The following is a 13103-nucleotide window of genomic DNA, read 5'->3' on the forward strand; positions in this document are numbered from 1 at the left end:
TCATGCGCCTACTCTATTTGGGGAAAAATATGTTTTTTTCTAAATTCACGAAACTTTATTTTGATCAAAGTTTTTACATATTCCTTCACAATCTCACGCCTATCTACTGTCAAGACTGTAGAGAACGTTTCCTTCAATCTCCAAATAATTACGGAGCGGGTGTTATGCTTCCCTTGATGCAAACGGTATTTTTAATGATTTTCCCTGTAAATAAACGCGGTTCAGCTATGGGATTGGTTGGACTGGTAATTTCCTTTGCTCCGGCCATTGGTCCGGCATTATCAGGGTGGGTAACCTCCCATTTCTCATGGAGGATTTTGTTTTTTATCATTTTACCAATTGCGCTTTTAGATATTGTCGTCGCATTTTTTGTTTTAAAAAATGTAACCGAGATTTCTAAACCAAAGGTCGATGTGATTTCGATTATTCTCTCTTCATTTGGGTTCGGCGGACTTCTATATGGATTTACCAATGCAGGAAATAATGGCTGGTCAAACACTATAACATTAATTTCATTGGGAATTGGCGGAGCTGCTCTAATTTTGTTTATCTCTAGACAGTTACGATTGAAGCACCCAATGCTTGAATTTGGTGTATTTAAGTATTCTATTTTCCCATTCGCAATTATCATAGGAATGATTGGCTTTATGGGGTTAATTGGTGCAGAAACCATTATACCTTTGTATATGCAGAATATGAGAGATTTTTCTGCCTTCGATGCAGGTCTGGCCCTGTTACCAGGTGCACTAGTCAGTGGAATGATGGCCCCTATTATTGGGAGAGTGTTTGATAAAATTGGGGCAAGATGGCTGGTCATAATCGGTCTAACTATTATGACTGCATCTTCATTTGCGTTTACTAACCTAGGCCCAACTACATCGATGACCTACATTACGATTCTATATAGTATCAGAATGTTGGGTCTTTCGATGACAATGATGCCTGTGGCAACGGCTGCATTAAATCAATTGCCAAAACGGTTAATTCCCCATGGGGCGGCAATGGATAATACGATGAAAATGATTGCCGCTTCGGTCGGGACAGCAATCCTTGTCACTGTTATGACCACAACGGCGGAAACAGCGAAGCAGCGTCCAGAAATTACTTATCCCGATATGTATGGTGCCAATATAGCTTTCATGGTCGTGTCAATTCTTACATTACTCGCGCTTATCCTTTCCTTTTTTATAAAAAATGACCGACAATCCGAGAATGATATGGAAGGAAAACGACGTCAAAAAGTAAGATTCAAAATGCAGGAATAAGGTTGGAAAACATATGCTTCATTAGGGGCATATGTTTTTTTTATGGTATTAGTTCCAGTGGTAGTTTTACATAATAATATTATGTAAACTCCAGGTTATTTTTTAAGAAAATTCTTAACATTAAAGTTTACCTGGGGTATAATGATTTTCATTAATTAATCGGAAAGGTAATTTATCATGAACACTACTTTTAAAGATCAAATTGAACAATTTAAACATTTGAAGCAAAATCGCGGACGATTATTAGTCAGCTGTCCAGATCAGCCGGGAATTGTTTCGGCCATCTCGCAATTTTTATTTTCGCATAATGCTAATATCCTTGAGTCGAGTCAATACTCAACAAATCCAGAGGGCGGCATATTTTTCATTCGAATTGAGTTTGAATGCCCAGGGTTAAAAGAAAAAGCTGCCAGTATGGAACAGGAGTTTACCGATATAGCGAAAAAGTTTTCAATGGACTGGCGGTTAACTCCGGTTTATAAAGTGAAGAAAGTGGCGATTTTTGTATCAAAGGAATTGCACTGTCTACAGGAGCTTTTATGGGAATGGCAAAGCGGCGATTTAATGACAGAGATTGCCGTTGTTATCAGTAACCATGAAGAGGCAAGAGAAGTGGTAGAGGGTTTAAAAATACCATTCCACTATATTCCAGCCAATAAAGAAATTCGTGAACAGGTCGAAGAAAAGCAGCTTCACCTGCTAAAGGAATATGATGTCGATTTAATCGTTTTAGCACGTTATATGCAAATTTTAACACCGAATTTTGTGGCCGCTAATCCAAATAAAATAATCAACATTCACCATTCTTTCTTACCTGCCTTCATTGGGGCAAGACCTTATGAACGAGCATATGGACGTGGAGTAAAATTAATTGGAGCAACCTCACATTATGTAACAAATGATTTGGACGAGGGTCCGATTATCGAGCAGGATATTGCCCGCGTTGATCACCGTGCAAATGTGGATACCTTGAAAAAAATTGGCCGATCTATAGAACGAAGCGTTTTGGCCCGTGCCGTAAAATGGCACATAGAAGACCGAATTATTGTTCATCAAAATAAAACGATTGTATTTTAATCAACGTAATGCCTTTGTCTTCAAACTTAATGAGACTTAGGCATTTTTTATTTAGGTATGCCTAGTCACATAATGATTGGAAGAAAGTGATTTAAAAACCTTCAGACTATTATGGTAGAATATTAGAAAAGTGATCTTAGTAGGGGGACAATATGGGAAAGCATAAAATATTAGCTGTTTTAGAGAAAGAACTAGTTGTTGCCCTTGGTTGTACGGAACCAGTAGCGATTGCCTTGGCAGCGGCCACAGCAAAGAGCCATTCAAAGGGTGAAATACAGGCAATTACCGTAAAAGCAAGCGGAAATATTATTAAAAATGCAAAATCCGTTGGAATTCCAGGGATGTCGTCAAAAGGACTCGAGTTCGCTGCTGCTCTTGGAGCAGCGGCGGGTAATCCAGATAAAAACCTAGAAATTTTAGAAGGTCTCACAATTGAGGATGAGCGCTCAGCTTTAAAGCTCATTGAAGAAGGAAAAGTACAAGCCGGACAAGCTGATACTCAAAAAAGACTATATATCGAAGTGATAGTAGAAACAAATCAACAGACAGCAAAAGTGGTCATTTCTGATAACCATAGCAATATCACCTTAATAGAAGTTGATGGGAAAGCAGTTTTCCATGGCGGATGTGAGAATATCGGCATCCAAACAGATGAAGAGGAATTAGAAGCATTAACCATTGATGAAATATATGAATGGGTATTAGAGGCGGATCTTAAGGACTTAACGCTGGTTAAGAAAAGTATCGAATTAAACCGTTTTATTGGAAATGAAGGACTTTCCGGTGATTATGGATTAAAAGTAGGTAAAACGATTAAACAAAATGTAAAAAAAGGAATCCTTTCGGATGATATTGCTACTGCCGCCATGTCGTTAGCGGCCGCTGGTTCAGATGCCAGAATGGCAGGTTCAACACTTCCGGTAATGGCAAATACAGGGAGCGGCAATCAGGGAATTGCCGTGACACTTCCAGTTGTTGCAGCAGCAGAAAAGCTGCAGGTATCCGAGGAAAAAATGATTCGGGCAGTAGCACTTAGCCACCTCATTACCATTCATATCAAATCGAAATTCGGCCGCCTCTCTGCTTTATGCGGGGTAACAGCTGCCGGAATGGGTGCGAGTGGAGCCATTGTTTACCTGCTGGATGGTGGACTCCAACAAATTAAAGCGGCGATTCAAAATACAATCGGAAACGTATCGGGAATGATTTGCGACGGGGCTAAAGCAGGCTGTGCTATGAAGGTTTCGACCTGTTCAAATGTCGCCGTACAGTCTGCATTGTTGGCAATGAACCATCAAGAAATCCAATCGACGGACGGCTTTATACACGATGATGTGGAAAAAAGTATTGAAAGCTTCTGTAAGCTTGGAAATGAAGGAACACGCCAAACAGATGAACTTATCTTAAAATTAATGTTGGAAAAATAAAGGGTTGACCATTTGGTTAACCTTTTTATTTGTCTAAAAAAAGGAACTTTTAAGAGGTTTAGATAAAATTTTGTTGAAATTATAGATAGATAAAATTTTATTGGCGGGGTGGGCAGGATGGACGATATTCAATTTGCTTATTTGAATGAATGCGGCGATTATAGTTTTTCTTTTGATAAAAACGATGTTTCAACCCACTTTATTCTTGTTGCGATTCTGGTAAAAAGTCCTAATAAGGAATGGCTGGAAGCGGAATTGGTAAGATCCTTTCATACGGAGGAATTAGACACAATCCAAATTTTAAATAATCTAAAGGATTTACCCTTCAGTGTTTATGCCTATGTGATTGATAAGCGAAAAATAAGAGAAGACTTTGGCATTATGCATAAAACGCCGTTTATTAAATATTTAAATCGAATGATATATGATGATTTAAATAGAACATTTGAACAGCTTGACATTACAGCAGAAGAGCAAGGAACTAAACCATTTTTAAAAGAGTTTAAAAATTATATCGGGACAAAGAGTATTCCAGACCTCTTTAATTATTCGACTTTTGGATTCAATAATAATCAATCCGAGAGCATTCTTCGATTAGCAGACCTAATCGCTGCAACACTTGCGAAAGGCTATGAACGAACCAAGTATACTGCAAAATACCATTCATATATCAAAATAATTAAAAATAAAATAGCAGCTATCAACCTATTACCCCTAGACTATAAAAACTTTCTTCATAATTACACAACCGACTACCAAAACTCCAAACATGACGAGATTATTATCAAACAAGCTGTAAATTTAGCTTACAAGTATATAGAGAAACATCGAAAAAGTGAAGAAGAGGATGAAAAGCTTCGAATCGATTTTCTTAAGTTTCTTTTATTCAACCTAAAGGAAAATCCAGATGAGTACGTGTATACGGAAGAAATCCTAGAAAATCTTAATGCTATTCGAGACATCAAAATGAATCCTCATAACTTTCGTTCAAATATTGTTTCCAAACTGCGCGATAGCGGGTTATTAATTGCCAGCAGCAATAAAGGCTATAAATTGCCGGTGTGCTTGAACGACCTATATGATTTTGTGAATCTCTCAAGTTTAACGATACATCCGATGATCCAAAGAATTTCAAAGTGCAGAGACCAAATCTTACTGGCTACGAACAATGAAATTGATATTCTTGAGCAAAAAGAATATGAATATCTGAAAAAATTCATTGAAATGCAGAAAATGACAGTGACCTAAAAAAAGTGTTGTACAATATAATTGGAAATGTTAGGTGAAAATCATCGATTTTATACAGAAAGAGGGTTAAAAAAAATGAAGTATGTGAAACTTGGTAATACCGGATTGGATGTATCACGAATTTGCCTAGGCTGCATGAGTTTTGGCATACCTGAACGCGGGACACATCAATGGGTTCTAAACGAGGACGAAAGCCGTCCAATAATAAAGAAGTCTCTTGAATATGGCATTAACTTCTTTGATACAGCTAATGTCTACTCAGATGGTACCAGTGAGGAAATTGTCGGACGAATTTTAAAAGAATATGCAAAGCGGGATGAAATTGTGATTGCGACAAAGGTACACGGGCGCATGCATAAAGGGCCTAATGGAGCAGGCCTTTCAAGGAAAGCCATCATGGCTGAAATTGATAACAGCTTAAAGAGGCTTGGAACTGATTATGTGGATCTTTATCAAATCCACCGCTGGGATTACCATACACCGATTGAAGAAACGATGGAGGCCTTGCATGATGTTGTGAAAGCAGGAAAAGCCAGATATATTGGTGCATCCTCTATGTACGCGTGGCAATTCCTTAAGGCTATACATATTGCCGAACGAAATGGATGGACTAGGTTTGTCTCCATGCAAAATCATCTGAATCTCCTCTACAGGGAAGAAGAACGAGAGATGCTTCCACTATGTAAAGAGGAAAAAATAGGTGTTATTCCTTGGAGCCCGATGGCTAGAGGAAAACTGACACGGAATTGGGAGGAAGGAACGGCACGTTCGGAAACCGACGAATTCGGAAAAAAGCTCTATGCTGGAACGGTCGAGGCAGACAGAAAAGTGGTTGAACGAGTTGTAAAAGTGGCAGAGAAGCATGGTGTACCGCGTGCTCAAATCGCTCTTGCCTGGGTGCTGCAAAAAGAACCGGTAACAGCACCAATAATTGGTGCGACGAAAATGCATCATCTGGACGATGCGGTGGCTGCTCTTTCCGTAAAATTAACCTCTGATGAAATTTCATTTATGGAGGACCCATATGTCCCTCATCCAGTTCTAGGATTTCAATAACTTTCTGATATAGTAGTTTCATAGACATAGATAGAAGGGAACTGGAAGCATGAATGATAATAATTTTTTACAAGAGGCGTTTAAACAAAGCCAATTTAAAGTACCTGGTCATGGAACTAGAAACATTCAAGTTCTGAAAGAGGCATTACAGGACTTGAATGAGGAATTAGAAAGTGACATGTACGGAAAGGGAACAATAATAGAAGACTTTCAGGGAAAAATGGCAGAATTCTTAGGTAAAGAAGCTGCGGTATTTTTCCCGAGCGGCACTATGGCCCAGCAAATTGCATTAAGAATTTGGTGTAATCAAAAAGAGGTAAATAAAGTAGCCTATCATCCATTAAGCCATTTGGAGATTCATGAGGAAGATGGCTTGAAAGAACTGCATCAGATTGAATCGATTCTTTTAGCAGATAAAACTAGAGTAATTGAGTTCGAGGATGTGGCAGGCATCAAAGAGAAAATTGCCTGTCTTTTACTTGAATTACCACAGCGGGAAATTGGCGGCCAGCTGCCCGACTATAGAACACTAGAGGCGATTTCCGCTTTTTGTAAGGAAAGAGGAATCAAATTACATTTAGATGGAGCAAGACTTTTTGAGATTACCCCATATTATGAAAAGTCAGCTGCTGAAATTTGCAGTTTATTTGATAGTGTTTATGTTTCGTTTTACAAAGGAATTGGCGGAATTGCTGGTGCTATTCTGGCAGGTGACACAGATTTTATTGAGAAATCAAAAGTATGGAAGAGGCGTCATGGTGGAGATTTAATTAGTCTATATCCCTATTTCCTAAGTGCAGACTATTATTTTGATAAACGCATTAGGAGAATGAAGCAATATTATGAAGAGGCTAAAGAACTGGCGCATTTTTATAATCAATGTCATGGTGTTTCAACCATCCCTCAAGAGCCGGTCTCTAATATGTTTCATGTCCATTTTCAAGCTCCTAAAGAGGAAATGGAGATTATTTTAGCTGAAATTTACACGGAATCTGGTATTGGCCTATCTGGTTACGTAAGGGAAGTAAGTGAGGAGACCAGTTATTTCGAGATTAGCATCGGCGATTTGTATGAGACGGTTCCGCGAGAAAAATTAATTAATGCTTTTAAACAACTGGATAAGAAGATGAAAAATAGAAATCAATGACTCCGATGGTGCCTAATCCACAAGGCACCATTTTCCTTAATTTACATGTCTTTCGTCCCTATATTCCTGACTAATTTTTATATTAAAATGAGAATAAAAGATTAGTAAGGAGAGGTACTTTTTGAAGAAGAAACTATCGTACATTATTCTTGTTTTTTTAGTTTTATTAAGTTTCCTGCCAAATGGGAAGGCAGCACTCGCGGCAAAGCCAGATCGTTCGGCACCCACATCACCAACCAACCTTCATACGACTTCCATAACGGAAACATCCGTATCATTGGCATGGAATAGTTCAACCGATAATGTTGGGGTTACGGGTTATGACATTTACCAAAATAATAGATTGATAGGGAATGTGTCGTCCACTCAATATGTGGCTAATAATCTTACCCCAAATACATCTTATAGTTTTTATATTAAAGCAAGGGATGCTCGAGGGAATGTATCCGCTGCTAGTAGTACGGTTACTGCTATAACTTTAACACAAACGAATCCTGTTCAATCAAATTTTAAAAGAGTAGGTTATTTCGCAGGCTGGGCTACCTATTCTAACTATCAGGTTTCTGACATTGATGCTAGTAAACTAACACATTTGAATTATGCCTTCGCCAATATTAATGCCGATGGAAAAATAGAGGTTGGCGACCCATTTGCTGATATCGAACAAACATTTCCAGGTGATACCGCTGATCAGCCATATAAAGGTAATTTTTATCAATTAACGAAACTAAAGCAGCAATATCCACAGTTAAAAACGTTAATCTCTGTAGGCGGCTGGTCATGGTCGGAAAGGTTTTCAGATGTTGCCTTAACAGATCAATCTAGAACGATTTTTGCAGATAGCTGTCTGCAATTTATTTTAAAATATGGATTTGATGGAATCGATTTGGACTGGGAATATCCAGTAGCTGGGGGAGAAGCAGGTAATATTCATCGCCCTGAAGATAAACAGAATTTCACCCTTTTGGTTAAAAAAATAAGAGAAACGTTAGATGCTCAAAGTGCAATCGATGGAAAAAAATACTTATTAACGATAGCCGGAGGTGCTAACAAAGGCTATGTAGCCAATACGGAGCTAAGCTTACTACAACAGTATTTAGACTACATTCAGCTTATGACGTACGATTTTCATGGATCTTGGGACACTTTAACTGGAATGAATTCTCCTTTATATCGCGATCCAGAATCTAAATTTGCAGAGTTTAGTGTCCAGGATGCCGTACAAACTTATATAAATAGCGGGGTACCAGCTACTAAACTTGTAATGGGGATACCATTTTACGGAAGAGTATATAACCAAGTAAACAATGTGAATAACGGTTTATATCAATCTTTTTCTGGCGGGGGTTCTGCTCTAAGTTATGGTCAACTTGAAGCAAGTTACCTTAATAAAAACGGGTTTATCCGTTACTGGGAGTCTGATTCTAAAGTGCCTTGGCTGTTCAATGGATCACAATTTATTAGCTATGATGATCCCGAGTCGATTGGTTATAAAACATCCTTCATTAAGTCAATGGGGCTTGGCGGAGCGATGATGTGGGAGCTTAGCCAGGATCCAAATAAAGTATTAATAAGTAAGATTTATGATGATTTAAGATAAATAGAAAAATAAAAAAGAAAAGCCTATGTGCTTTTCTTTTTTTATTTAGGGGTATTGAATTCAGAAAATTCGAATTAAGGATTGACAAATTCCTATTTTTTGAAATAGATTAAAATTGTGATGTAAACATCAAAGGGAATTATTTGCGAATATTATCCATCACTCCCATTAATAAAACAGAGGAGTTGGTTTTATGTTTGCCCCATTAACACCATTAGACTGGAAACGAAGGGCGGTTAAATATTATCCGAATAAAATAGCCGTCATTGATGAAGAAAAGGAATTTACATATCTGGAATTTGGACAACGTGTTGATCGGCTATCCGCTGCATTAGAACAATCAGGAATTGGAAAAGGCGACCACGTTGCCGTTATGCTGCCGAACACGCATTATATGTTGGAGTGCTTTTATGGAATCTGCCAGCTGGGAGCTGTCATGGTCCCGTTAAACTACCGCCTTTCTGCAAGCGACTTGGAATATATCATCGGGCATAGTGATGCGCGAATGCTAATCGTCGATGAGGAATTTTGTGCTCCTATTGAAAAAATCATCGATAATCTTGCGCTCGAACAAATTGTGATTGTACGGGTTCCAGGTCAGGTTACTTCATTGGAAGGCATTGATTATGAGGCTTTTCTAGAACATACGCCTGATTCAACTTCACCCCCTGAGGTTGAAATCGATGAAAATCAGCTGCTAACGCTGAATTATACGAGCGGCACTACTTCTAAACCCAAAGGGGTCATGCTGACCCATCGTGGAAATTATTTGAATGCCGCAAATTTTATGTACCATCTAGGTGTAAATCACGATGATGTCTACCTGCATACACTCCCAATGTTCCACGCAAATGGCTGGGGCGGTGTTTGGGGAATCACAGGTGCAGGGGCAACTCATGTGTGTTTACGGAAAGTGGATCCTCCTCTTATTCTGGAATTATTTGAATCTAAAAAAATATCACTCTTATGCGGAGCGCCAACCGTTGTTAATATGCTGGTGAATGATCCTAAAGCAAAAGATATTAAAATTAAAGCGAATCCCCGAATGGCAACAGCAGGTGCGCCTCCTGCCGCCGCCCTTATTCACAAAGCACAAGATATCCTGGGCTTAAACATGATCCATGTTTATGGACTTACTGAAACATCACCATTCATTCTATACTGTGAATGGAAAAAAGAATTTGATTCAAGGTCGGCCGATGAACAGGCAGCCATCAAAGCAAGACAAGGAATAGAGCTTGCTTTTAATGGTGAAACCAAGGTTGTTCATCAAGACGGGGAAGAAGTGGCTTGGAATGGCGAGGAATTAGGTGAAATCATTACTCGCGGCAACGTGGTTATGGCAGGTTATTACAAGGATCCTGTCACGACAGCTGCAGCCATCAAGGATGGCTGGTTCCATACCGGTGATTTAGCAGTTACTCATCCAGATGGATTTATTGAAATTCGTGACCGCTCTAAAGATTTGATTATCTCAGGAGGAGAAAATATTTCTTCGACAGAAGTAGAGGGTGTATTATATAGACATCCATCTGTATTAGAATGTGCGGTGATAGCTGTTCCTAATGAAAAATGGGGCGAGGTTCCAAAGGCCATTATAGTTCTTCAACCTAATGCTGAAGTAACAGAGGAAGAAATCATTCAGTTTTGCCGCTCGAATATAGCACACTTTAAAGCACCAAAAGCGGTCGAATTTGTGGAGGCTTTACCTAAAACAGCCACTGGAAAACTACAAAAATACCGTTTAAGGGAAATGTACTGGACAGGTCCGAAAAGAGTGAATTAATACTTATAGATCCAATATCGTGATATAAATCACCACTTCCTTTCTATGTTCCAATTAATATAGAAGGGGGGTGATTTTTTTGGATAAAAATTGGTCGATAGCACTTGAACATGGTGAATATGAAACAGATCAGGAGTTGGTCATTAAGGATGCCATTGATGCCGTAAAAAACTTCAAAAGGATTTTATGTCAATATCGTCACACCTGCAAACTTTGGCAATCCTGGAGCTTATTTAACAAAAGAGTTAATATCCATATTTAGAGATGAAATTGTTTTGAAATTTATTGATCAATGTGGTTGTGGGGGCTATGTGTTAAGAGTATGGAAAAACAAATAGGAGATCTCACTGTTATTACCCGATATCAAAACCGCCAAGTGGTATTAAACTACTATGATGAAGATATGCTTATTCAAAGAGAAGGTTTTCACTTTGAAGCCATCCAATTAATTGATAGCTGTCTTTCTTTTTCGAAGAAGGACGGAAGTAAATTTTCAATTGAACTAACAGAATATCCTAGTAGGCATGTTAACAATGATTTTCAAAACTATTACATATTGCGAAGCAACTCAAGTCGATTAGAAATGTATTTTCCTTAAAAAATAATGTCCTTCATAAACTTTATGAAGGACATAAGCTATAGAATTCCCTTCAAAAATGTCCCTCATGACTGTCTAAGGTCAAATGTTTTATGTCCTCAGTACTGTAAACGGCATGTTTAAACCATTCTAAATTTCCCGCAAATCTTTCGGTACATGGAAACTGAATATTTTTAGCCCTTTGGTCTTGAATGCATCTAATTGACCCCATAAAGACAGGCTTGCTGTTATCAATTTCCTGGTACGTTGCATAATAAGGCAATAATTCGAAACGGTAGCCTTTTGCAAGCGAATCGAAATAATTTTTTGAAACGATTTCTTTAATATTTTCATAGGTAGGTTCATCTAATCCAAATCGAATAGTTGAGGTACCGTCCGAGAGGGTTACTTTCATTTTCATATAAGGACCCTGGATGTCTTTAGAAACCGTTAGAATTTTAAAATTCCCAATTACATTCATCAAATCAGCCCCCTTATAAATATCTATATTACCTTTGTATGGAAAATTGGCCATTTGTTTTTAAAAAGAAAGCTCACACTCGCTTGTTCGGCAAGATTGAGTGTGAGCTTTTTTATGTAAAATAGTCCGACATCACCTAAGCCTTAGGTCCGATAGTAAAATCAAGCTCAAGCGCAATTATGGAACCATTAGAAAAAAGGTAAGATGAAAACATAAAGAGGCAAAACAAAGGAGGAAGAAAAAGTGAAAAAATTTGGATTGTTTTTAGCAGGAGGCTTGGCTGCCATCATCTTACTGAATACGATTGGTCCAATGGTGGCATTACTTGTGAGTCTCGTGATTCTTTACTTCATTTACAAACAGTTTTTGAAAGTGGACTCCATCGGATGGAAGATTGCATTAATTATCTTTGGGTTAGTGGTCCTTTCATCAACCATCCACAATATACCAGCACTTATTGGCGCAAGTGCAGCTTATGTCCTATATCTTGTCTATAAAAATTGGAACAAAAAAGCAGCACCAAAAAATGATGATCCATTCGTTAATTTTGATAAACAATGGAATGAATTAAAAAAATATTAATTTCAAGGGAGAAAAATAAACATGTCAAACTTATTTTCAAAAATAAAAGATATCATTGTTGCTGATTTGAATGAAACTCTTCACCAAAAGGAAACACAAAATCCAATAAGTAAACTCAATCAATACCTACGCCAATGTGAGCAGGAAACAGAAAAAGTGGGAAAGCTTGTAGAACGACAAGCTCGTTTGAAGGATGAATTTTTAAAAGAGTATAATTTGGCAGCAGAGTTGGCTGAAAAAAGAAAGCACCAAGCGGAAATCGCATCAAATGCAGGGGAGACGGACCTATATCAATTTGCCGCAGCAGAGCATAAGCAATTTGTCGAGCGGTCCCAGCGTCTAAGCGCTTCACTTGCACAAACGAATGAGCAATTGAGTGAATTAAAAAGAAAATACGAAGAAATGAAGCATAAGTTAAAGGATATGCATCTTCGCAGAATGGAATTAATGGGTAGAGAAAATGTAACACGCGCCAATATTGGAATGAATCAGGTCTTAGAAGCAAATTCTTCTCAAAACCATTCCTCCACAAAATTCAAGGACATTGAAAACTATCTTGACCGATTAGAACATAAGATTAAAGGGGCCTTCAATCAAAGCAGTATAGATGATCGGATTGCACAGTTGGAAAAGGAAATGGATCATAAATCTTTGAACCTTACAAAAGAATGAAACAGGAAAAAAGAGAAGCCGAATCTCAAAGTGGTTTGGCTTCTTTTTGTGCGAAAAAAATTTTCTTGAAGAGAATGATTCAAGATGAATCAGCATAGTGTGGGGTAAACGATTTTTAAAGGGGCTGGCTGTTTTGAAACGAAATAATAATATGCCTCTGATCATTTTTTTATCTATTTCTTTAT

Annotated in this window: 12 protein-coding genes and 1 pseudogene; 12 read left to right on the forward strand and 1 reads right to left on the reverse strand. The window is 38.1% G+C overall.

Annotated elements, in window-relative coordinates; translation table 11 throughout:
- Positions 1-152 precede the first annotated feature (152 nt).
- The 10 genes and pseudogenes from ACIFOT_RS05555 to ACIFOT_RS05600 form a co-directional block, all read left to right on the forward strand.
- Positions 153-1265 (forward strand): annotated as a pseudogene (locus tag ACIFOT_RS05555) (DHA2 family efflux MFS transporter permease subunit); the annotation flags it as partial.
- A 177-nt stretch (positions 1266-1442) separates the two neighbouring features.
- Positions 1443-2342, forward strand: coding sequence for a formyltetrahydrofolate deformylase (purU, locus tag ACIFOT_RS05560; protein WP_430062787.1), 900 nt, complete (start codon positions 1443-1445; stop codon positions 2340-2342).
- Positions 2343-2494: 152 nt separating this feature from the next.
- Positions 2495-3769: a serine dehydratase subunit alpha family protein gene (locus ACIFOT_RS05565; RefSeq protein ID WP_430062790.1), complete on the forward strand. Its 1275-nt coding sequence runs from the start codon at positions 2495-2497 to the stop codon at positions 3767-3769.
- Positions 3770-3886: 117 nt separating this feature from the next.
- A complete protein-coding gene (locus ACIFOT_RS05570) occupies positions 3887-5017 on the forward strand; it encodes a hypothetical protein (protein WP_430062793.1) in 1131 nt (376 codons plus the stop codon).
- A gap of 75 nt (positions 5018-5092) precedes the next feature.
- The gene (locus ACIFOT_RS05575) at positions 5093-6073 is read left to right on the forward strand and encodes an aldo/keto reductase (RefSeq protein ID WP_430062796.1); all 981 of its coding nucleotides are present in this window, start codon (positions 5093-5095) and stop codon (positions 6071-6073) included.
- Between the two features lie 49 nt (positions 6074-6122).
- Positions 6123-7220: a threonine aldolase family protein gene (locus tag ACIFOT_RS05580; protein ID WP_430062799.1), complete on the forward strand. Its 1098-nt coding sequence runs from the start codon at positions 6123-6125 to the stop codon at positions 7218-7220.
- 121 nt (positions 7221-7341) lie between these two features.
- The gene (locus tag ACIFOT_RS05585; protein WP_430062802.1) at positions 7342-8820 is read left to right on the forward strand and encodes a glycosyl hydrolase family 18 protein; all 1479 of its coding nucleotides are present in this window, start codon (positions 7342-7344) and stop codon (positions 8818-8820) included.
- A gap of 193 nt (positions 8821-9013) precedes the next feature.
- Entirely contained in the window at positions 9014-10606 is a 1593-nt protein-coding gene (locus ACIFOT_RS05590) for a long-chain-fatty-acid--CoA ligase (RefSeq protein ID WP_430062805.1), read from the forward strand.
- Positions 10607-10685: 79 nt separating this feature from the next.
- Complete coding sequence (locus ACIFOT_RS05595) at positions 10686-10868, forward strand: hypothetical protein (protein ID WP_430062808.1); 183 nt, start codon at positions 10686-10688, stop codon at positions 10866-10868.
- A 60-nt stretch (positions 10869-10928) separates the two neighbouring features.
- The gene (locus tag ACIFOT_RS05600) at positions 10929-11204 is read left to right on the forward strand and encodes a hypothetical protein (RefSeq protein WP_430062811.1); all 276 of its coding nucleotides are present in this window, start codon (positions 10929-10931) and stop codon (positions 11202-11204) included.
- 52 nt (positions 11205-11256) lie between these two features.
- Here ACIFOT_RS05600 and ACIFOT_RS05605 read toward each other — a convergent pair whose 3' ends face one another.
- Positions 11257-11664, reverse strand: coding sequence for a hypothetical protein (locus ACIFOT_RS05605; protein ID WP_430062814.1), 408 nt, complete (start codon positions 11662-11664; stop codon positions 11257-11259).
- A 243-nt stretch (positions 11665-11907) separates the two neighbouring features.
- Between ACIFOT_RS05605 and ACIFOT_RS05610 the strand changes: the two genes are divergently transcribed.
- Both ACIFOT_RS05610 and ACIFOT_RS05615 read left to right on the forward strand, forming a co-directional pair.
- On the forward strand, positions 11908-12246 hold the full coding sequence (locus tag ACIFOT_RS05610) for a flagellar basal body rod protein (RefSeq protein ID WP_430062817.1): 339 nt from the start codon (positions 11908-11910) through the stop codon (positions 12244-12246).
- A gap of 21 nt (positions 12247-12267) precedes the next feature.
- Positions 12268-12918, forward strand: a complete 651-nt coding sequence (locus ACIFOT_RS05615) for a PspA/IM30 family protein (RefSeq protein WP_430062820.1) — start codon at positions 12268-12270, stop codon at positions 12916-12918.
- The last annotated feature ends 185 nt before the right edge of the window (positions 12919-13103 follow it).

Source organism: Neobacillus sp. NRS-1170 (genome assembly GCF_050468025.1).